Origin of the sequence: Mariniflexile sp. HNIBRBA6329 (assembly GCF_043558645.1) — a bacterium.
Lineage (GTDB): Bacteria > Bacteroidota > Bacteroidia > Flavobacteriales > Flavobacteriaceae > Mariniflexile.
Genome location: NZ_JBIFXS010000006.1, coordinates 184,173 through 208,347, shown reverse-complemented (window position 1 = coordinate 208,347; position 24,175 = coordinate 184,173). Strand labels below are relative to the sequence as shown.

Here is a 24,175-nt window from a genome sequence, read left to right as displayed (position 1 = left end):
CATCATGAATGAGCCTAATGCCCCTTTGGGGCTAATCTGAAAATCAAAGCCTCCGTTTTTAACGGAGGTTTTTTACTAAGACGTTAAATACAATTTTACTCTATATTACTTATTCTTGGTTGTTATTTTAGTTAGCTAATGATCATGGTAATTAATAATTTAGTTGTGGTAATATAGATAGGAATGCTTATAGTGATGCATAAACAGTTGCCTCTCCTTCACATACTAAGAAAGTTTTCCAGTTCTTTAGTTTCGATAGGAGAGCTTGAGTTAAATAAAATTCACAACTAGTATGATCTTCAATAATCTCATTTTTACTTTTTATTTGGGGCTTATAGTATGGTTTTATATTGTTAATTGGATCTGAATTATTTTATTAAATGAGTTGGGAAATCTTTTGTATTTTCGCAACAAAGTTGTTCCATAACTTGCTGTAACTCTGTTTTTAATAAGGATATGGTATGGTTGCCACCTTTTTTTCCCAATGCTGAAACACCGTACATAAAAGAACGCCCCATAAAAGTAAACTTTGCACCATTTGCCATAGCTCTTGCTATATCAGGACCTGAACGGATTCCACTGTCCATCATTACTTCTATTTGATCACCATATTTTTCAGCAATTGTTGCTAAGGGTTTTATAGTTGATTGGCCTGCATCAAGCTGTCTGCCTCCATGATTAGAAACAATTACTCCGTCTATTCCTAAACGTATGGCCTCTTCAGTATCATATTCAGAAGCAACTCCTTTTAGTACGAGTTTTCCTTTCCACATATCGCGAATAGGTTTTATTTTTTCTTCGTTCAACCTACCACTAAAGGTTTGGTCCATGAATTTACCAAGTTGTTTTAAATCTAACCCTTTGGGCATATATGGTTTTAAAGTTTCAAAATTTGGTTGGCCATGTTTTAAGGTTTCCATTGCCCAATGTGGTCTTCCGAATACTTGAAATATATTTTTTAAAGATAATTTTGGAGGCATTGCTAAACCATTTCGGATGTCTCTTGGTCTAAAGCCAAAAGTTGGTACATCGCATAAAATTACAAGCACTGGACATTCTGCTGAAGCGGCGCGATTTATAATATCATCTCTTAATCTGTTTTCCGTAGGGTGGTACAACTGAAACCAGGCTTTTCCCTCTGTTAGCTTACTTGCTCGCTCTATGCTTGTTGTTGTAACCGTACTCAAAATAAAAGGAATATTGTGTTCAAACGCTGCTTTTGCTAATATTTCTGGAGAATTAGGCCACATTAAGCCTTGCAAACCTACTGGAGCTATACCAAATGGTGCATCATATTCAATACCAAACAATTTAGTTTTTAGTGATGAGCCGTTATGTGCTTTTAAATAATTTGGTTTTAATTGTACATCTCTAAGTTCAGAGGTGTTTCTAATCAAATTTACATCTTCATTACAACCACCATCTAAATACTCAAAAGCAAATTTTGGAATTTTCTTTTGAGCTCTAGAGCGTAAATCATCAATAGAAGGGTATCGTGTATCAAATTTTATTACCATAAATTGTTTTAATTATTAAAGTTAGATGGTTTTTTTTAATGAATAGTTTTTTTAGAAATTTATAAGACAATTCTTTATTCATAATTTAAAAGGTAGCTAAAAGACAGTCTCAAATTAAGAATAGACTGTTCTCAACTTAAATATTTTAAAATTAAACAATAGAATTAATTCTTGTATTACAAGACAAAAATAAATCAAGATTAAAATATTTCTATCCTGTACTGTGTCGAAGTTTAATTATTTATAAGTATGGTTTTCCAAAATATTTTATGATATACATTTTTACACAAAAGATATAAAAGGTTTAGGTACCAAATCTTATTATATTAATGGATCCATAATTCAGAATTAATTATAGAGAACTAAATTTTTATTGAGTAACCCTAAATCATCGATAATGGGATTTTTGAACACCATATTGGTATGTTTTAACTCTTAGCAGATTCTATCTTGCACTCAATAATTTTCAATAAATAATATTCGAAGCATTATGGAAACTATAAACTACTTAGACATTAACAAAAATTCAAGAATACCCATGTATCAGCAAATTGTTGATTCGATAATAAAAAATATCTCAAATGGGAACATTGAAATTAACGAAAAACTGCCTTCAATTAATTTGATTAGCGAAGATTTCTATTTGTCGCGTGATACAGTTGAAAAAGCTTATTGTATATTGAAGGAAAGAAACATTATTGTATCAATACCTAGAAGAGGATATTATGTTTCAAACATAGAGACAACTCCTAAATTAAATATTTTGTTTCTAATTAATAAATTGAGTTCATATAAGATGAGAATACACAATTCCTTTCTTAATAATATAGGTCTTAATTCAAAAATAGATTTGGTAACATATCATTGTGATGAATTCTTGTTTCTTAATGTTTTAAAAAGTAGTAAGTTAGCATATGATTATTATGTAATCATGCCCCATTTTAAAACAGATAAGCTTCATCACTCAAGTTTTACAGATGCCACATTAAAAGCTATAAATGAGATACCTAAAGATAAATTATTAATTTTAGATAATGTCATGCCGCCTTTAGGCGATGATGTGCCTGCCGTTTATCAGGAATTTGACAAGGATATTTACGAAGCATTAATAGAAGGTTCTAAAAAGATATCAAAATATAAAAAAATGATCTTGGTGTATCCTGAAAAATCTGTTTACCCATATCCAAGAAGAATTTTACATGGTTTCAGAAAATTTTGTTTAGAATTTGAAATAGATTTTGAAATACTTAGTGAAGTATGTGAAGACATGGTTTTTAGAAAAGGAGATTTATTCATTACTATTGAAGAGTTTGATTTGGTTAATCTAATAAATCAAATCAGGGAAAATGAATTGAAGTTGGGCGAGGATGTAGGAGTCATTTCATATAATGATACCCCACTTAAAGAATTGTTGGGTATAGCAGTAGTGTCTACAGACTTTAAGGCTATGGGAGAAACTGCGGCTCAAATGATTTTGAATGATGAAAAAGGTAGAGTAAAAATTCCATTCAATTTTATAGATAGAATGTCCATCTAATTAAGTTCATTTTAATAAGTAGCCAGTATATTTCTGGAAATGGAATGCCATGGAATAATACGCATAGAATTTGATTTTAGGCAGTACGGTAATTAAAATAGTTAGGTATTAATGTTTTAAATTCTTTTATTACATTTGTTTATACTTTCTTAAGCAATTGCTTTAAATCATTATTTAATCCGTATTTATGTAATGCGTGTACTGCTCGCTATATTATTTATTATTAACCTAGGGTGGAGTGGTTTTTCCCAAAACCAAATCTATAAATTCACCCATTTAACTACTAATGAAGGGTTATCACAAAGCACAGTTTCGTCTATTCATCAAGATAACTTAGGTCAAATATGGATAGGAACCAGGGATGGATTAAATAAATTTGATGGTTCTGAATTCACGGTTTTTAGACACGATAAAAACAATCCGTCTTCAATTAGTAATAATGATATTTTGTGTTTAGAACAGGATAGTTCTGGTTTTATTTGGGTGGGTACCTATGTTGGACTAAACAAATACAATCCTAAAAAAAACGAATTCAAGACTTATATCAATACCAACAGCAAGAATTCAATAAACAGCAGTACAATTTGGACAATAAAGGAGTTATCCAATAAAGAAATATGGGTAGGAACGCCTTCTGGACTTTCAATTTATAATGAATCTTCAGATTCTTTTAAATCATATGTAGTAGGAGAACAGTTGTATTCCATTTTAGAAACTAAAAATGGTTCTGTTTTTATTGGAACTAAAAATGGTTTAAAACAGTTGGTCAGGAAAGAAAATAAAGATTACCAATTTAAGTCGGTTATAGGAACCGAAGAACTTATTGTTCAGGATATCATTGAAAACCCAAATGGAAATTTACTTTTAGGAACGCGAAGTAAAAGCGTTTTAGAGTATGATATGAAAGATGGTAAAATATCACCTTATTTTAAAAATGACGCTTTAAGTGGAAAATACAAAAATGTAAGAGAATTACTTTTTGATAATGAAGGAAAGCTTTGGATTGGCGCTATTAATGGAATTGTAATAGCAGGTAATAGTAATACGGTAACATTAAGCCATAATTTAAATGATGCTGAATCTATAAGTGATAATTCCATAAGGGCTTTATTTAAGGATGATAAAGGTTCTATTTGGATTGGCACTTATTATGGAGGTGTTGATATTTGGGACGAATCAAATATAAATTTTATAAATATTACCCAAAAACCTGGAAATACAGGATTGGGTTTTAAGGTTGTAAGTTCCATTGTTAATTATAATGGTTATTTGTTTTTTGGCACTGAAGGTGGAGGTATATCTATAATAAATACAAAAACCAAAAACATAGAGTACCTAAATTTAACTAATGCACCTGCCTTAAAAAGCAACAACATAAAGGCGCTATGTTTAGCTAACGATCATTATTTGTGGATAGGAACCTTTGAAAACGGATTGGCAGTATACAATTTAGAAACCAAAAAGTTTGAAACCGATAAGCTACCAGGAGTCTTACTATCATATTTAGATAATATTGGTATTATTTCAATTCAACAAAGCCCAACTGGAGAAATGTTAATTGGTACTACGGGTAAAGGATTGGTAAGATATAATGCTTTAGATAAATCATTTAAAGCAATAGGCCCCAACACTAAACCCAATAATTTATCCAGTGGCATCATAAGGGGCATTAAAGTCGATTCTAAGGGCAATATTTGGGTTAGCACATTAAACGGTTTAAATTCTTTAGCAGTTGACGGGACAATAAAAAAATATTTTTATAGTAAAGAATTGAATGTAGGCTATGCCATGACCACTATTTTTGAGGATTCAAAAGGGAACATTTGGGTAGGTTCCGATGTGGAAGGCCTTTTTAAGTTTTCTAATAACGAATTTAAATCGGTGGATTTAAAATTCAATAATACCCATGTAATAGGTGTAAGAAGTATTGTAGAAGACGAGAAAGGTAATTTTTGGATAAGCAGTGCAAACCAAGGCATTTATTATTTTGACCCTGTAAATAATAAAGTTATTGCAAATTATACTCAAAAAGAAGGGTTGTCAAGCAATCAGTTCAATAATAATGCAAGTTTAAAAGTTAATGGTTCGCATTTCTTTTTTGGCGGATCATCTGGTGCTATTTATTTTAATGCAGATAGATTGGTGAAAAACTATTATGCGCCCCAAGTAATATTAACAGATTTTAAAATTAAAAATAAATCTGTTTCTGTAAACGATGAAAGTAAATTGCTTTCAAACGTCATTTCATATACAAAGGAGATGGAACTTTCCTATTTACAAGGTAATTTCAGTATTTCTTTTGCCATTCCAAATTTTATTAATTCGAGCAGTAATCATTATAAATATCGCCTAAAGGGTTTAGAAAATGATTGGATTGAAACAAACACAAATACGGTTTCTTATACAATTCAAAACCCCGGAAATTACACATTTGAAGTAAAAGGTGTTAATAGCGATGGCGTTGTTAACGATGTGCCTACAACATTAAAAATACGGGTAAATCCTGCACCTTGGAGAACTTGGTGGGCCTTCACTCTATATGGTATTTTTATTTTTGCAGCCTTGTATTATTTGCAAAATATAATAAAGTCAAAAACACAACTCAAGCATCAGTTAGATTTGGAAAAAATCGAGGCAGAGCAAACCAAAGAAACCAACAAAGCCAAACTGGAATTTTTCACAAATATATCGCATGAGTTTAGAACCCCCCTAACTTTAATACTTGGGCCCTTACATCAAATATTGGAAAACTATAGGGGTAGTAGTAAAATGTATAAAAAACTAAAGGTAATTGAGGGTAGTGCCAACCATTTGTTACAATTAATTAATCGATTAATGGATTTTAGGAAGCTGGAAAGTAATCTTATAAAGCTTGAAGCTGCCGAAGGTAATATCGTAAAGTTTTTAAAAGAAATTTATTTGTCGTTTTCAGAATATGCAAAAGACGGCAATTATGATTATAGTTTCCATACAACATCCGAAGATATTCAGGTTTTTTATGACAGATATAAATTAGAGCGAGTGTTTTATAATTTGATATCCAATGCGTTCAGATATACTCCAAAAAAAGGGAAGATTGCAGTAAGAATTATAGAGGAAGATGGTAAAATAAAAATTCAAGTAGAAGACTCTGGTGTTGGCATCGCCAAAGAATATCGCGATATCATATTTGAACGTTTTTTCGAGGTGTCAATCAATAATAAGCCCGATAATAATTACAATAAAGGTACTGGCATTGGTTTATCTATAGCAAAAAACATTGTCGATTTGCACAAAGGCCAAATAAGTGTAAAAAGTAACGAAAATGACACGGGTTCTATTTTTGTTGTAGAACTTCCATTAGGAAGATCCCACCTTAAAGATGCTGATATTATTGAAGATTTTAAATATAGTGATGATTTATCGCAGTATGTAGATCAATTAGATGAACAGGTCGTGGTTCTTGAAGAAAATATTCTGGATGAATTGCCTTCAGATGAAAAGCAAAACGTTCTTATAGTAGAAGATAATAAACCACTTCGCAAATTCATGAAGAATTTATTATCTAAAGATTATAATGTGTTTGAAGCTGAAAACGGGAAAGTAGGCTTTAAAATGGCCATAAAAGAGCAAATAGATGTTATAATTAGTGATGTTATTATGCCTGAGATGACGGGTACTGAGCTATGTTCATTAATAAAGGATGACATAAGAACTAGCCATATACCAGTAGTATTGCTAACATCACGTTCTTCATTAATTTATAAATTGGAAGGATTAGAGAGTGGTGCCGATGATTATATAAGCAAACCTTTTAATGTTAAGGAGTTTAAATTACGAATTAAAAATATTTTAAGTTCTGTATCCCGATTAAAGCAAAGGTTAAATTCAACCGAAATACTTCCAGCAGAAGACATTGCATTACCATCATTAGATGAAAAACTCTATAAAAAAGCACTCCAAATTATAGAAAAGAACATTGGAAACGAACAATTCGATGTGCTTTATTTTTGTGAAGAATTAGGCGTTAGCAGGACCGTGTTGTTTAGAAAAGTTAAAGCTTGGACAGATTTTACACCAAACGATTTTATTCAACATATCCGATTGAAAAAAGGTGCAGAACTTTTAGAACAGGGTAATGTAAATATCTCACAAATAAGTTACAAATTGGGTTTCAAAAACCCTAAATACTTCAGTAGGTGCTTCCGTAAGAAGTTTGGCAAAACGCCAACGGAGTACATTAAAACCTTTTCAGATTACTAATACCTATTAATAACCAAAGTTCAATTTAAGGTTGTTTTTTTCTATTTAAAATCAAGTAATTGGGATTTTTGCCCACCTAAAGTGTACTTCTTTACCCCTTAGTTAGGGTAACTTTGGAGAGGATTTTTGTTACTAAAGATCTACAATTTAATGTTGTTTCAATGTGTAGAATATATATAATTAATGGGCTTCGACATGAAATTTAAGAAATCAAATTATTTAGAATTGCTAATAATGTTTGTAATAGTAATTATGTCCTTAATTATATTTTACAACATATAAGTACAGCAAGTTTTATACTTATTTCTTATACATTTAAACACAGTAGAAATATATGTACCATACAAGACAGGATAGAATATGGTTTTGTTCGTTGTAAAATTGTCATTGTGTTAGTAAAGATGATATAAGAAATCTAAACAAGAACCAAAAAACTAAATTATATGTTAAAACTCAAACCAAAAATGAAACAAAAAACTAAAAAGAAAGTAACTGTTCCTGGTTTTGCATTCATGTTATTGCTGGTGTTTTCCAGTTTTACCACTGTTAATTTACAGGCTCAGGAAAAAATTTCTGGAGTTGTAAAAGATGTTGGTGGGATGCCATTGCCTGGTGTTACCGTAATCCAAAAAGGTACTACTCGAGGAGCTGTAACAGATTTTGATGGAAACTATGCTATTGAATTAACTTCAGGTCAAAAGACTTTAGAATTTTCTTATATAGGTTTTAAGACGGTACAAATTGCTGTTGGTGGACAAACAACCATTAATGTGACTTTAGAAGAGGATATAGCAACTCTAGATGAAGTAGTTGTTGTAGGTTATGGTACTCAAAAGAAAGAGTCGGTAGTCGCAGCAATTGTCCAAGTAAAAGGAGAGGATTTAATGGAAAGAGCGGCTGGTATTTCTAATGTTGAAGAGGCATTGCAAGGAAATTTACCAGGTGTTACTACTATACAAGGTAGTGGTATTCCTGGACAGTCCGATATGCAAATTTTTATTCGTGGTCAAGGTACTTGGAACGGTTCTGGGGGGCCGCTTATTCTTGTAGATGGCGTTAAGAGATCTATGACTGATATAGACATGAATGATATTGAAAAACTATCAGTGCTTAAAGATGCTTCCGCTACTGCTGTTTTTGGTGTAGAAGGTGCAAATGGTGTGATATTAGTTACTACAAAGCGTGGTCAAAGAGGTAAAGCACAATTGTCTTTAGCGGTTAATACAACCATGAAATTTGTTTCAAAGCTGCCAGAAAAGCTAGACGCTTATGATGCCATCATGCAGTCCAATAGTTCTATTTTAAGAGAATTAGCGATTAATACTGTGTCTTGGGGTGATTATACGCCAATGGCTATTGCTGATAAGTATCGTAATCCTTTAACAGAGGAAGAGCGTTATATATATCCTAATATTAATTGGGAGAATGAACTTTTAAAAGATTTCGCTCAAGATTACAGGATGAATTTATCTGTACGTGGCGGTGGTAAAACGGCCAAATATTTTGGAAGTTTAGCCTATCAAACGGTAGCAGATATTTTTGATGGAAAAAAATACGATAACGGTAAAGGGTATTTAGGCGAATATAAATACGAACGATATAATTACCGTAGTAATATTGATTTTGATATTACAAGTACAACAGAGCTTTCAGTAAACCTTTCTGGTTACTTAGGAATCCGTGAAAACCCTGCTAATTTAAATGTAGTAGTAAATGGGCTTTACGAAATTGCTCCTAATGCTTATACCCCTGTATATCCAGATGGTTTATATGGGCAATTAAAAGATGATACTTTTGGTTTTACAAACCCTATTGTTAGTTTAACCAATACAGGTTATGATACGTTTACCGACTTTCAGGTAAATACAGACTTCATACTGAAACAAAAACTGGATTTTGTAACAAAAGGTCTGTCTTTTCAAGGACGCTTTTCTTTAGATAATAATATGACAAGTCGCCAACAACTGCAGGACCCCGGTGCAAATGGTCTTGAGAATGTGGTGTACAGAGTTTATGATGGAGATCAAGAGATTATACTGTCTCCTAATGGTGTTAATGATTTTTCATTTGTTCAGTTCCCTTGGACGGTTGGTGCTTCAGAAGTACAGAACAATACACGTAGCCGTAATATGGTTTATGACTTTTCATTCAATTATGATATCACATTTGCTGATAAACATAATATAACAGCATTGGCTTTAGTAAGACGCCAAGAGGCTGCTCGAGGCAGTGTGTTTCCTACAAATCGTGAAGATTGGGTTGGTAGAATAACCTATAATTATGATTCAAGATATTTTTTAGATGTTAATGGTGCCTATAATGGGTCGCAAAAATTTGGCCCAGGCTATCGTTTTGATCTTTTCCCTTCGTTAGCGGCTGGTTGGACTGTGACTAACGAATCGTTTATGAGTAAGACTAAAGATAATTGGTTGGACAAATTTAAGTTAAGAGGGTCTTATGGAATTGTTGGTGATGATAAACCTGGTGCAGATTTCGCATATTTAGGTGTATGGGGAAATGGTGGATCGGCATGGTTAGTACCAAGTGTTTATGATGGCTCGGGAGATAAATCGCCTTACATTTTCTATACTGAAGAGGGTGTTGCAAATCCTAACCTTAAGTGGGAGACAGCTGTAAAGTATAATATAGGAGCTGAGTTGTCTTTATTTAAAGGATTATTAACAGCAGAGTTTGATTATTTTGTTGAAGATCGTGAAGATGTTTTTATTCCAGGTCCACAACGTAGCGTACCAGACTGGTTTGGAGCAGTGCCACCTCCTGTTAATTTAGGTAAAGTAGAGGTAAAAGGTTATGAAATTGTACTTGGTACAAATTATACCTTTGAGAGCGGGCTAAATCTTTTTGGTAATTTTAACTTTACACAAGCAAAAGATTTAGTTACAGAAAGAGATGATGCAGCGTTTACACCTTTTTACCAAAAGCAAGCAGGTTATCCAATAGGTCAATCACGGTCAGCCATTCCAGGGGCCATATTAACCAACTGGGACGATGTTTATATGTCAACTCCAACAATAACAAATCAGGGTGAAAGACGCGTAGGTTATTATGATCTGGTTGATTTTGACGGCGATGGTGTTTATGATAGTGCTTCTGATAATGCACCGTTTGGATTTCCCTCGCGTCCGCAAAGAAACTGGAGTGCTACCGCGGGAGCACGTTATAAAGGTTTAAGTCTTTCAGTACAGTTTTATGGAACTCAAAATGGTCAGAGAAGTTTTGGAAACAGAACATTTAGCAATCAAACAGATTTGATTTTTACTCAGGATATAGATTATTGGACTAAAAATACGCCAAACAATACAGATACGCAGCCTACATGGAGAGCAAATGGTGATACCAACCCTAGAGATAATTGGTATGATACCTCATTAACAAGACTTAAAGCGGTTTCATTGTCTTATGATATACCTAAAAAAACCTGTGAAAAACTTGGTATTAGTTCACTTCAAATTTTTGCAAATGGTAATAATTTGATTTTATGGTCTGACTTACCTGATGACAGGGAATTTAACGGTAATGTCACTGCAGATTCTAATTTTAGGGGGGATTATCCTACCTTGAAGAGGTTTAACTTCGGTTTTAATATGAATTTTTAAAAAGAAAATGTGATGAAAAATTATAAAATAAAATTATTAATTGTCTTGGGGCTAATGTTGTCCTTCTCATGTGAGGATTACTTAGACAAAGCTCCAGAATCAATCATAGACCAGGAGGTTGCTTTTTCAACCTTTGACAACGCACAAGGATTTGTTGAAGAAATGTATGCCTTAGTGGTAGATTATGGAACGGGAGCGCATACCTTCCAAGATTATATTTATGGAGATGATGCCTATGGTAATAGAACTTGGAAAGGAAGTTATCAAATTGATAATGGAGACTTGGCAGGTTTAAATAGAACTAACTACAGTTACTTAACTAGTTGGCAGAATAATACTTATGGATCCAACAACGCTAGTACTACTAGTAATAATCTTTCTAGAAGACCGGGTTTATGGGACGGTAGTTTAAGGGGCATTCGTAATGCTAATATGGTACTTGCGAGCGAAGATTTAATGGTTAATTTAAGCCAAGAGGAAAAAAATGTCATTCTTGGACAAGCCTATTTTTTTAGAGCATTTTTCCATAACGAGATTATGAAATTCTGGGGCCGTTTTCCTTATATAAAGGAGGTGGCATCTGGCGAGTTTACGCCACCTCGTCCTACAACCTACAGAGAATGTGCTTTAGAGGCGAATGAAGATTACAAGAGGGCTATTGAGTTGTTACCAGTTGATTGGGATACTAAATCTTATGGACAAAAAACATTAGGTGAAAATAGGGGTAGGCTTACTAAGGGTGCCGCTTATGCTTTTCAAGGTAAAAATCTGCTTTTTGCAGCAAGCCCGTTGATGCACTTTAACAATCAACCTGGTATAAATACCTATGAGTATGATACAGAATTATGCAATATGGCCGTTGATGCTTTTGCAGGGATTCTTAAATTGAAAGACCAAGGACGTTATGCTTTATCAACTTGGGAAAATTATGATGCGGTATTTTGGAAAACACCAACAGCCACTAGTTGGCCAGGTAGTACCGAGTTTGTTTTTGCTGCTACAGGGGGGGATAAAACTACATTACAAAGGTTTATGACAGCTGGTATGGATAGAGCTATCCATGGTCAAAGTGGTTCAGAAATTGTGAGCCCTACCCATAATTTTATATATAACAATTTTGGAATGGCCAACGGTCTATCAATAGAAGATGATTTAAGCGGTCAATACGGACCAACATTATACGACCCTACGAAACCTTTTGAAAATCGTGATCCACGTTTTTATAGATGGGTTGTTGTAGATCGTGATGTTATTGGAACTAAAGCAACAATTCCTGCTAATCGAAGACAAGCACGTCTTTATACTGGAGGTTTAAACCGCAGTAATGGTAGTGATAATCAACCATCAACAACAGGATATATGCATAAGAAATTTTATCCTATAGGTGAGGATGGTGAATTTCATAGCATATGGAATAACATCATATCTCAATATGTTGGAATGCGTTTGCACATGAGACTTACAGATGTTTATTTAATGTATGCCGAGGCATTACATGCTGCTAAAGGGGCCACTACTGCTCCTGGTTCTTACTCGTTAACAGCAGAAGCTGCAATTAATGCATTACGCAGTAGAGCAGGAATACCTAACGTACTTCCATCAATTGTATCTGATAACAATAAGTTTATGGATGAATTAAGACGAGAAAGAAGTGTTGAGTTAAGTTATGAAGCTCATAGATGGGTAGATATACGCCGTTGGGGAGTAGCACATGAAGAAAAATATAGAAGAAAAACATCTCTTGAATTTCCTCAAGACTGGTCATCATTCTCAGAAAATCTACTTGTTGAAAGAGTATGTGAATACCCTAAACACTATTGGATACCATTTGAGGCTAAACAAACTCGGATTTACGAAGGCTTTCCTCAAAATCCAGGGTGGTAGTTTTATACAAATTCGTTTTAACTAATATACTAAAGAAAAAAAAATGAAGATAAATAAATTATATAGGTTGTTTACTCTAATGTGCTTAGCTGTGTTTTGCTTTTGCGGTATTGCCACAGCTCAAACAAAAGGGAAAGAGATAAAAGCAACTGTGGTTGATGAACAAGGAAACCCTTTAAGCGGTGTAACTGTTTTTGCTCCCGATGGCGTTCAATCATCAACAGATGTTAATGGACAATTTAAAATTAATGTACCTAATAATGAGGCTGTAGCAATACATAAAAAGGGCTATGAGTCAGAACTAATTAGTGTGTCTGATATAGCCGGTGCTATTACTTTAGAAAAATCACCTTTCTTAGCATCAGAAGATGATGAAATAAAGATGGGAGTTGTTACTAAAGACCGACGTGATATTATTGGCGCTGTATCGTCAATAAATACCAAAGACCGTTTAACCTATGACAATACGCAGTGGGTTAGAGATTATATTAATGGCTTAACCTTAGGAGTAAGAGGCTCTGATAATGTTAGAGGTTTGGGAAATGCGGTTTTTGTTATTGATGGTGTATTTGGTCGTGACCCAAATATATTAAATATGGAAGAGGTGGAGCAGATAACCGTGCTTAAGGATGCAAATTCTGTTGCCTTATACGGTAGTCAAGGTAGAAATGGCGTTATTATTATTAATACAAAACGCGGGAAAGTAAATAGAAAAGAGGTAAAAGTGAACGTGCGTTCTGGAATTAGGGTGCCATTGGCCTTGCCTAACTATTTAGGGTCTGCACAATATATGGAACTTTTTAATGAGGGTAGAAATAATGACGGATTAGGTGATTTTTATGATCCAGCACTTATCCAAGATTTTAAGTCAAGTTCAAACAGATACAAATATCCAGATGTTGATTTTTACTCAAATGAGTACATACAATCTTTTGTAAACAACACAAGTATTATCTCTGAGTTTTCTGGAGGTGGTGATAAATCACAGTATTATGTCAATGTGGGTTGGAATCGTGACCAAGATTGGGTCAAAACCAATCCAGATGCCAATGCAGGTAGTAACCGTTTTAATGTTAGAGGTAACATAGATTTTAAAGTAAATGATTGGATTACAAGTAGCCTTGACGGTATTGCTATAATTACATCAAATAAAAGTGCTTTAACTAATTTGTTGACTGCGGGAACCAGTTTTAAACCTAATGCTTATGCACCTTTATTACCAGTTAATTTGGTGGATACAGCTGGAAATCCTGAGCTTGCTGCACTATTAGCATCAGCAGGAAAATATGGTGGTATGTTATTAGGCGGAACACAACAGTTTCAAAATGATACACCTATTGCTAATATAATTGCTGGGGGATATCAAAATAATGTATTCCGTTCTACACAGTTTAATAATGCTATTAATTTTGATTTATCTAGAATTACTGAAGGACTATCTGCAAAAACGTATTTAAGTTTTGACTTTTACGACTCGTATAGATTGTTCAATGAGAACGATTATCGAGTATATGAGCCTACGTGGGCGGATGATAGAATAGTTGGTTTAACACCCTATGGTAACCCCGATCTAAAAGACTTAACTGAAAATGTAAGTTCTAATGGATTTGTTTCACGATTAGGTTTTTATGGATTGGTTAATTACCAAAATAACATTACTAAAAATTCCTCTATAAATACAACCTTATTAGGGTATTATAATTCACAAAAGAGCGATGGTATAATCCAAACTGATAAGGATGCCCACTTAGGGTTTCAAATGACATATGACTTTAAGAAAAAAATATTTGCTGATTTTAGTGGGGCATACACACACTCTATTAAATTGCCAGAAGGTAATAGAGGTGGGCTGTCACCAACACTTGGTTTAGCTTATGTTTTAAGTGAGGACTCGTTTTTAAAAGACAGTAAATTTGTAAATTACCTAAAATTAAAAGCCACAGGAGGTATTATCAAATCTGATCTTGGTATAACGGCTAATAATGCTAATGATAGCAATTACTATTTATATGATGAAAACTATTCAGAAGGGTCTAACTTTACTTGGGCAGATGGGAATTCTAACCGGAGACAAAACCTTTCGCAGGGAGCAAACCCTAATATGGGATTTGAAGAGCGTATTGACTTAAATATTGGCTTAGAAACTTATTTAATGAATTCATTGTGGTTAGAATTTAATTATTTTAATACGGAACTTGATAAACAATTAACATTCTTGAATGACAAATACCCTTCGTATTACAATACATTCAGACCTTATGATAATTTCAATAAAAATTTATATACTGGTTTTGAATTAGGGATGGATTTCAAGAAAACCTTTAACGATTTTTCAGTTGGTATAGGAGCCAATATTTTGTACAGTCAAACAGAAGCTTTGAAACGCTCTGAAACCAATGAGTTTGCTTACCAAAATAGAGTCGGAAGAGAATTATCTACAATTTTTGGATTAGTTGATGAAGGTTTCTATTCTCAGGCTGATTTTGATGGAAACGGGAATTTAAATACCGGTTTGGCAGTTCCTAACTTTGGTGCAGTGCAACCCGGTGATATAAAATATATAGATCAAAATGGAGATGCTATTATTGATAATGACGACAATGTTGCTATTGGACAATCTAGTAGTCCTTTTACTTATGGTGTAAACCTAAACTTAAAGTATAAAGCATTTAATCTATTTATACTTGGTACAGGACAAACTGGAGGCGAGGGTAATAAATTAGGTAATAATTTTAACAATTACTATGGCGTAAATGGCAATGATAAATATTCAGAGGTTGTACTAGGGCGTTGGACACCAGCAACTGCGGCAACTGCAACCTTCCCAAGGCTGTCATCTCAAACCAATCAAAACAACTTTAAAACATCTACATTTTGGTTGTATGACACTAGTTTCTTTGAAATTAGCCGCGCTCAGTTAACTTATGAATTTTCAGATGATTTATGTAATAAAATAGGTTTGGATGATTTTAGTTTAAATCTTTCAGGAACTAATCTTTTTGAAGTCGCTAAAAATAAAGATATTCGTCAATTAACTATTGGCGGAACGCCTCAAAGTAGAGCGTACACTCTTGGTTTAAGAATGTCATTTTAATACAATACAAAATAGAGATAAATAAAATGAAAAATTTAATAAAATATATATTAGTTGGGGTAGTTTTTACCGGCATGATTGCCTGTGATATGGATCCTATCGATGAAAACAGGTTAGATTTTGATTATGTAAGTTCTGATCCTGCATCAGCAGAAGGGATATTATTACAAGGGTATTCTGGCATAATCGATCAATTTGTCTTTTCTGAAGCGGCCACCGATGATGCTGTAAATAACCAGTTGGGTAATAATTACAAACGTATGGCTTTAGGCGAGTTGTCGGCCCAATTCAATCCAGCTTCACGTTGGAATAGTTTTGAACGTGTATTCTGGGTTAATAAATTCTTGCAAATAATTGATGCTGGTGAGATAGTATGGAGCAGAGATGAAGAAACCAATGAAATGTTTAACCTTCGAATGAAGGGAGAGGCATTGGCACTAAGAGCGTTGCATCACTTTTATGCGTTACAAGCGCATGCAGGAAAAGGAACTTCTGGTGAATTATTGGGCATTCCATATTTTACTGAGTTTATAGAGGCTAATGGTAATTTTAATACACCACGTTTGTCATTTGAAGCTTCTGTTCAAGCCATTATCACAGATTTTGATGAAGCTCTTGCGTTGTTGCCAACAGATTATTCAGATAATCAAGCTTCTGTGGATCCGTGGTATGCAGGTTATGACTTTGGTAAATATAAAGTTGTGAATGGGAGTCAATATAACTTACGTATTTCTGGTAGAATTGTAAAAGCACTTAAAGCACGTTTGGCTTTATTTGCGGCTAGTCCATCGTTTTTGAATGGTCAAAATGGGTACTATACTTTGGCAGCAAATACTGCAAGTGAAGTGTTGAATACTATAGGGGGTGTTTCTGGTTTATCACCCAACGGTGTTGAATTCTACACATCAGATAATACAAATAATGCCGAAATGATATGGCGTGGATCCATTGCTGGAAATAGCTCAACTTACGAAAAAAGAATGTTTCCGCCTTCTGTAAATGGTAAAGGTGAAATTAATCCAACTCACAATTTAGTTATGGCATTCCCAATGCAAAACGGATTTCCTGCAACCACTGCTAACGGTTTTGATGCACAAAATCCTTATGCAAATAGAGACCCAAGGTTGAAAAAATACATTGTAGTTAATGGTGAATCTTTTGGAGGTGGTATTATTAAAACTGGTGTTGGAGGAGGTATTGATAGGCTAGATTCTATTCCTCAATTTTCAACTACTACAGGATATTATTTGAAGAAATTATTGCGTCCGGATGTTAGAATTAATAATGATGGCTCAACAGTTGATAAAAGACACTTTGATGTTTATTTTAGATATACTGAGTTGTTCTTAATATTTGCAGAAGCCGCAAATGAAATTGGCGGTCCAGACCAATCAATTAATGGAATGACAGCGCGTAATGTTATTGCTGCAATACGCCAAAGAGCTGGTATTACGCAGCCTGATAATTATTTAGTATCTATTACATCTAAAGAAGCTATGAGAGCGCTAATTAGAAATGAACGTCGTTTAGAACTTAGCTTTGAAGGACACCGATTCTGGGATCTTAGAAGATGGGGCTTATCATTAAATGATACAGCGAAAGGTTACTTCTTTAACGGAACTAGTTATGTAGAACTTCCTTCCGTTGAAAACAGAAATTATCAACCCTTTGCCACTTACATGCCAATTCCAAATGATGAAACATTGAAGTTTCCAGAACTTTTACAAAATCAAGGCTGGTAAGATAATTTGTATTATATAAGAATTAAAAAACATTAGATATGAAATTAAAAATAATAATAATATTCGCTGTTGTCCTTGGTTTCATGGGATGCGAAAACCAGGACATAGAATTTGACGATTTTGGCTCAACTTCAGTGTATTTCCCATTTCAAATGCCTATTAGAACTTTAATATTAGGTGAATATGATTTAGGGTTTAATGATAATGACAATAACGGTCGTTTCGAAATCGGTGTTACCATGTCCGGAGTTTATGAAAACAAGAAAAATAGACTGGTATATTTTGAACTGGCTCCAGAATTGATAGACGCTACGTTATTAGGTGTAGATTCGGTAAATGTACAGATATTGCCTTCTGCATATTACACGATAGAACAATCGAGTCCGGTAACTATTCCTACTGGTTCTATTAAAGGGCGTATACCGGTACAGCTTACCGATGCGTTTTTTGATGACCCGCTTTCGTTTGCTGGAGATAATGAGGTGCACTATGTGATTCCTCTAAAAATTACGGATTATGAAGAATTGGATTCTTTACTAACAGGTGTGTCATTGGTAGACAACCCTATTAAAATATATTCAGATCATTGGAAAACCCAACCCAAAGATTATACACTTTTCGGTATTAAGTATATGAATAAATACCAAGGGATTTATCTAAGACGTGGTGAAGATAAGGTTGTAGGAACTTCTCAAAAGTTTACAGTTGCAACAGGAAATACAGAAACAACCAATATTAATACCTCTACAATTTATAAAGCAGAATTTGTTGAAAGAGATGAATTAACTCCAGTATCAACTGCAGGAAGAAATAAAGCAATAAGTACGAATCTAGTTAGAAGAGGGGGTATTCCCAGTAATAGTACGGTGTCTTTAGAATTGACATTCAACAATAACGAAGAAATTACAATAACTAATGCCGATGCCAATAGCAATGTTGTTATAACGGGATCAGGAAAATTTGTTAAAGATGGTGATCAATGGGGTGGAGAAAAACGTGACGTAATTTATTTAGATTACCAATACCAAGACGTTGAAGTTGTTGAGGAGTTGGTATTCGGTCAAGTACGTTCTAGAACAACAGTTGATTTGATGCATACGGTTAAAGACACTTTAGTAATTAGAGATAGAAATGTAAAATTCGAAGAATTTACAGTACAATTAAAAGGATTGTAATGTTGTTTGTTATCACAAATACTTAAAATAAATGGTATAATCCAGAATATAATAGCGGGATTTATGCCCGCTATTATTTTAATAATAATTTTCCCAAAAGATGATTTGTTTTTTTGAACAACTCATTGCCCTACTATTACCATAAATATTTAACCTAAAGTTTGTTTGGTAATTATTGATATTGTATTGAAAAGTGTACCTGCTATAAAAGAATTGTATTTTATTATTCTCAGTACAGAACAGGACAGGATATAAAGTCTTAAGTTTTATATTTAACGTTAATCTTTTTAAGAAACAATATCATTTAAATCTATAATTTTTTGTAATTATTATGCGCAAAAACAGTTTTTTATTAGTCCTATTAAGTGTTATATACGGTTTGAATTTTGCTATTGCACAGCAAAAAAGCAACCAAGAAAAGCCAAACATAATTTTTATCCTAACAGACGATCAGCGTTTTGATGCTATCGGTTATGCTGGAAACAAATTTGTTGAAACCCCAGAAATGGATAATTTGGCAAAGTCTGGAACTTACTTTCATACAGCCATAGCAACAACGCCAATTTGTGCTGCAAGTAGGGCTAGTATTTTAACAGGGTTGCATGAACGTGCACATAATTTCAATTTTCAAACGGGAAACGTTCGAGAAGAATATATGGCCAATTCCTATCCTTTGTTGTTAAAAAACAATGGGTATTATACTGGGTTTTATGGTAAATATGGTGTGCGTTATGATGATTTAGAGAAGCAATTTGATGCATATGACGAATACGATAGAAATAATAGTTTTAAAGATAGAAGAGGGTATTACTATAAAACCATTGGTAATGATACGGTTCACTTAACCAGATATACGGGTCAGCAGGCCATCGATTTTATTGATAAAAATGCAGCCAACAATAAACCTTTTTGTTTATCTCTAAGTTTTAGTGCACCCCATGCACATGATGGTGCTCCTGAGCAATATTTTTGGCAAGCAGAAACTGATAAGTTACTGGATGATACAACCATTCCAGGACCAGAATTGGCCGATGAAAAATATTTTCTGGCACAGCCCAAAGCTGTAAGAGATGGGTTTAACAGGTTGCGTTGGACGTGGCGTTATGATACACCAGAAAAGTACCAACACAGTTTAAAAGGGTATTACCGAATGATTTCTGGAATAGATTTAGAAATCAAAAAAATACGTGAAAAATTAAAGGAAAAAGGTGTAGACAAAAATACCGTTATCATTTTAATGGGAGATAATGGTTATTTTTTAGGAGAACGTCAGTTGGCTGGTAAATGGCTTATGTACGACAACTCAATAAGAGTGCCCCTAATAGTTTTTGATCCTAGAGTAAACAAACATCAAGATATTTATGACATGGCATTAAATATTGATGTGCCATATACCATTGCAGATTTAGCAGGAATTAAAGCTCCAAAAACTTGGCAAGGGAAAAGCTTGTTGCCAGTGGTAAATCAAGAAACCAAAACCATTGGCAGAGATACCATTTTAATAGAACACCTGTGGGATTTTGATAATATACCTCCAAGTGAAGGCGTGCGTACAAAAAAATGGAAATATTTTAGATACATAAACGATAAAACCATTGAAGAACTTTATGATTTGGAAAAAGATCCTAAGGAAATTAAAAACCTCATAGGAAATAAAAAATACAAAGAAGTAGCCAATAATTTGCGTTCAAAGCTTGAAGAATTAATTAAAAAGAACAGTAATGAATTTCGTGCGGCTCCAAAAGATTTAACCGTTGAACTGATAAGAGAACCAGACAGTGATGTTAAGATTTTCGACTTAAAACCAGAATTTGGATGGACAGTACCTCTAGGATCTAAATTCCAATCTGCATATCAAATTTTAGTAGCATCAAATAAAGCTAGCATCGATGCGAACAATGGCGATGTTTGGGATAGCGGACAAGTAAGATCATTAAAATCCACAGACGTTGCTTATAATGGTAAACCGCTTCAAGTAGGAAAATCATATTTCTGGAAAGTAAGAATTTGGGATGAAGAAAACCGTTTGGTTGATTATTCTGAAGCGCAAAAATTCACCATAGGACAAAGCGATAGTTACATCATTTCAACCGAAAATAAATTTATTATCGATAAAATAAAACCTTCAAAATTTGAAAAGAGAGAGGATGTTTATTTTATAGATTTTGGAAAGGCTGCTTTTGCTACTATGGAATTTACTTATAAAGCCAAAACACCGCATATCATAACTGTAAGAGTGGGTGAAATGTTGGATGATAAAGGAAATGTAAACAGAACGCCACCTGCCAAAAGTAACATTCGCTATCAAGAACTAAAAGTAAATGTGATACCTGGGCAAACACTATATAGAATACCTGTAAAAACAGATGAAAGGAATACAAGACCAAATCAGGCAATTCCATTGCCAAAAGGGTTTCCACCGCTTGTTCCTTTTAGATATGCCGAAATTGAAGGCGCTCAAGAATCATTGTCATTAGAAAATGTGGAGCAACTGGCATTTCATACCTATTGGGATGAAAAAGCTAGCAATTTTGAAAGCAATAACCAAATTTTAAACCAAGTTTGGGATTTATGTAAATACTCTATCAAAGCAACAACTTTTAATGGACTATATGTAGATGGAGACAGGGAGCGCATTCCTTATGAAGCAGATGCATATTTAAACCAATTAAGCCATTATACCACCGATAGAGAGTATGCCATTGCAAGACGAACTATCGAGTATTTCATGAAAAATCCAACATGGCCAACCGAATGGCAACAGCATGTGGCATTATTAATTCATGCCGATTATATGTATACGGGTAATACGGAGCTTATAGAACGCTATTACGAAGCCTTAAAGCATAAAACGCTTTATGAACTTTCCAATGAAGATGGTTTAATTACTTCTACTAAAGTTGATAAAGACTTTATGTATAAGCTTGGTTTTCCAGATGGTTATAAAAAACCATTAACGGATATTGTAGATTGGCCTCCAGCCAATTTCAACGGAAGCGATACCAAAGGTGAGTTGGATGGTTTTGTATTTAAACCTTACAGTACTGTTATTAATGCCTTCTTTTATGAGAACATGAAAATTATGGCAGAATTTGCCAAATTATTAGGGAAAACACAAGAGGTCCTGGATTTTGAGTTAAGAGCAGCTAAGGTAAAGAAAGCTGTTAACGAACAAATGTTTGATAAAGAACGCGGTATTTATATAGATGGTATTGGTACAGACCATGCCTCTTTACATGCCAATATGATGCCATTAGCATTTGGTTTGGTACCTGAAGAACATTATAAATCAGTTTTAGAGTTTGTGAAATCTAGAGGAATGGCTTGTAGTGTCTACGGTTCTCAATTTTTAATGGATGGCTTGTATAATGCAGGTGAAGCAGATTATGCGTTAGAGTTATTGACAAGTACTTCCGACAGAAGTTGGTATAACATGATTCGTATTGGTTCAACCATCACGCTTGAGGCATGGGATAATAAATATAAGAATAACCTAGATTGGAATCATGCATGGGGAGCAGTACCTGCAAATGTTATTCCAAGAGGCTTGTGGGGTATTAAACCAAAAACACCAGGGTTTGGAGTGGCAACCATTAAACCACAAATGGGAAAACTTAAATCGAGTTCCATTGAAGTTCCAACAGTTAGGGGCAGTATAAAAGGAAAATACACATTCAACGGTGCAAGATTGCAAACCTATGAAATTGAAATTCCTGGAAATATGGTCGCTGAGTTTTCTTTGAATGGACTTGATGGAAAAGATTTAATCCATAATGGAGAAAAAGTCCCATCTGCATTTGATTCTATCAGATTAGTTCCGGGTAAACATATTATTGAATTAAAAATAAACTCGTTTTAAATTTCTGGACATTCAAAATATCTGACCATCGATCAAATTGTTTGGTTTAAAAACGAAATAAGTTTGAGCAGAACACTAAACTCTAGTTTAAGAGAAATTAGATATAAATATGTTAGTTAATGGTTAGTAAATTAAAAATATTGAATATTAGAATATTGAATGTAGTGTTCTTTATAGCTGTGAATGTTTTGGCAGCTCAAAATCCTATTGTACCTAATAAAGGTTTAAACGACCCACATGTTCATATTTTTAATGATACAGCTTATGTGTATGCGTCCCACGATAAATCCATTGATAATAAAGAATTTATCATGGAAGATTGGTGGATTTGGTCTTCGCCAGATTTAGTTAATTGGACTGAGCGTAGTAGGTTAAACCCAGAAAACACTTATATAGGGAAGCCATTTACAAGGTGTTGGGCAACCGATGTTGCAGAAAAAAACGGTAAATATTACTGGTATTTTTCAGAAGGAAACCAGCAAACCGGAGTGGTTGTAGGTAATTCACCTGTAGGACCTTGGTCAGCCCCATTAAAAAAACCGTTGTTAACTTCAGATTTAACCCCAACCGATGAATACGACATGGCGGTTTTTGAAGACAATGGCGAACATTATATCATATTTGGGGTATGGGATTATTACATAGCCAAGTTGAATGATGATATGATAAGTCTTGCCGAAACACCAAAAAAGATTATTATAAACAATCCGAGAGGTCCCTATAATCTGGATGGAAAAAACATAGAAAAACCAACAGATGACAAACCGTTTGTACACAAATATAATGGTAAGTATTATTTGTCTTGGGGTTGTTTTTATGCCATGTCCGATAATGTATATGGCCCATACGATTACAAAAATTCAATTATTCAAAAAGAAAGTTTTGCAAAAGGCTACGACAGTCCAACGTGGCCAAATGGGTTTTTACAAGGACGTCATGGTTCTTTTTTTCAATGGTACAACCAATGGTATTATGCCTATTGCGACATCAGTCAAACAGGCAATCGCTATTTTAGAGACACCTTTATAAGTTACGTTCATTATAAAGAAAATGGAGAAATGGCAACAATTCGGGTTGATGGTATTGGTGTTGGAAACTATAATGCTAATGAGCCAAAAATTGAAGCTGAAGATTATTTTAAGTCAGACGGATTAGTAAAGAAAGAATTGGGTAATGGCTTTGTTGTAGAAACTAGTAAAAAAACAAGTGCATTACATTTTCCTAATGTAGCTGGATTGGAAAATAAATCGTTACTTAAAATGACACTAAAGGCGCCTGCTGGAGGTGAATTTACAGTTCAATTAAGGAACAATGATGCCCAAGGGGACTTAATTACTGAAAAGAAGATACGATTGAATGTATCTCAAGGTGATTTTAGTGAAATAACTATGGAATTAAAATCAATTAAGGATAAAAAAAATCTCTGTTTTGTTATTAAGCAAAAAGGTGATAGTGTGCTATTAATTGATTCTTTTTCAATACAATAGTGATTATTAATATAGTAAACA

Annotated in this window: 10 protein-coding genes; 9 read left to right on the top strand and 1 reads right to left on the bottom strand. The window is 33.8% G+C overall.

The genetic code is table 11. The features are described 5' to 3' along the window. Positions 1-368 precede the first annotated feature (368 nt). The gene (locus ACGK9U_RS09595; protein WP_394466158.1) at positions 369-1,517 is read right to left on the bottom strand and encodes an alpha-hydroxy-acid oxidizing protein; all 1,149 of its coding nucleotides are present in this window, start codon (positions 1,515-1,517) and stop codon (positions 369-371) included. Positions 1,518-2,007: 490 nt separating this feature from the next. Between ACGK9U_RS09595 and ACGK9U_RS09590 the strand changes: the two genes are divergently transcribed. The 9 genes from ACGK9U_RS09590 to ACGK9U_RS09550 all read left to right on the top strand — a co-directional run bounded on the left by ACGK9U_RS09590 (position 2,008) and on the right by ACGK9U_RS09550 (position 24,154). After that, a complete protein-coding gene (locus tag ACGK9U_RS09590; protein ID WP_394466157.1) occupies positions 2,008-3,054 on the top strand; it encodes a GntR family transcriptional regulator in 1,047 nt (348 codons plus the stop codon). Between the two features lie 192 nt (positions 3,055-3,246). Further along, the gene (locus ACGK9U_RS09585) at positions 3,247-7,296 is read left to right on the top strand and encodes a two-component regulator propeller domain-containing protein (protein ID WP_394466156.1); all 4,050 of its coding nucleotides are present in this window, start codon (positions 3,247-3,249) and stop codon (positions 7,294-7,296) included. 464 nt (positions 7,297-7,760) lie between these two features. After that, a complete protein-coding gene (locus tag ACGK9U_RS09580) occupies positions 7,761-10,913 on the top strand; it encodes a SusC/RagA family TonB-linked outer membrane protein (protein ID WP_394466155.1) in 3,153 nt (1,050 codons plus the stop codon). Positions 10,914-10,925: 12 nt separating this feature from the next. Next, entirely contained in the window at positions 10,926-12,797 is a 1,872-nt protein-coding gene (locus tag ACGK9U_RS09575) for a RagB/SusD family nutrient uptake outer membrane protein (protein ID WP_394466154.1), read from the top strand. 43 nt (positions 12,798-12,840) lie between these two features. After that, positions 12,841-15,891, top strand: coding sequence for a SusC/RagA family TonB-linked outer membrane protein (locus ACGK9U_RS09570; RefSeq protein ID WP_394466153.1), 3,051 nt, complete (start codon positions 12,841-12,843; stop codon positions 15,889-15,891). Between the two features lie 26 nt (positions 15,892-15,917). Further along, positions 15,918-17,633, top strand: coding sequence for a RagB/SusD family nutrient uptake outer membrane protein (locus tag ACGK9U_RS09565; protein ID WP_394466152.1), 1,716 nt, complete (start codon positions 15,918-15,920; stop codon positions 17,631-17,633). A gap of 38 nt (positions 17,634-17,671) precedes the next feature. Next, entirely contained in the window at positions 17,672-18,808 is a 1,137-nt protein-coding gene (locus ACGK9U_RS09560) for a DUF5627 domain-containing protein (RefSeq protein ID WP_394466151.1), read from the top strand. A gap of 331 nt (positions 18,809-19,139) precedes the next feature. After that, the gene (locus tag ACGK9U_RS09555) at positions 19,140-22,667 is read left to right on the top strand and encodes a family 78 glycoside hydrolase catalytic domain (protein WP_394466150.1); all 3,528 of its coding nucleotides are present in this window, start codon (positions 19,140-19,142) and stop codon (positions 22,665-22,667) included. Between the two features lie 140 nt (positions 22,668-22,807). Further along, positions 22,808-24,154, top strand: coding sequence for a family 43 glycosylhydrolase (locus tag ACGK9U_RS09550; protein WP_394466149.1), 1,347 nt, complete (start codon positions 22,808-22,810; stop codon positions 24,152-24,154). Positions 24,155-24,175 lie beyond the last annotated feature (21 nt).

Coding starts and splice junctions, on each gene's coding strand:
- ACGK9U_RS09595 (WP_394466158.1), bottom strand. CDS start 1,517: ATGGTAATAAAATTTGATACACGATACCCTTCTATTGATGATTTACGC.
- ACGK9U_RS09590 (WP_394466157.1), top strand. CDS start 2,008: ATGGAAACTATAAACTACTTAGACATTAACAAAAATTCAAGAATACCC.
- ACGK9U_RS09585 (WP_394466156.1), top strand. CDS start 3,247: ATGCGTGTACTGCTCGCTATATTATTTATTATTAACCTAGGGTGGAGT.
- ACGK9U_RS09580 (WP_394466155.1), top strand. CDS start 7,761: ATGAAACAAAAAACTAAAAAGAAAGTAACTGTTCCTGGTTTTGCATTC.
- ACGK9U_RS09575 (WP_394466154.1), top strand. CDS start 10,926: ATGAAAAATTATAAAATAAAATTATTAATTGTCTTGGGGCTAATGTTG.
- ACGK9U_RS09570 (WP_394466153.1), top strand. CDS start 12,841: ATGAAGATAAATAAATTATATAGGTTGTTTACTCTAATGTGCTTAGCT.
- ACGK9U_RS09565 (WP_394466152.1), top strand. CDS start 15,918: ATGAAAAATTTAATAAAATATATATTAGTTGGGGTAGTTTTTACCGGC.
- ACGK9U_RS09560 (WP_394466151.1), top strand. CDS start 17,672: ATGAAATTAAAAATAATAATAATATTCGCTGTTGTCCTTGGTTTCATG.
- ACGK9U_RS09555 (WP_394466150.1), top strand. CDS start 19,140: ATGCGCAAAAACAGTTTTTTATTAGTCCTATTAAGTGTTATATACGGT.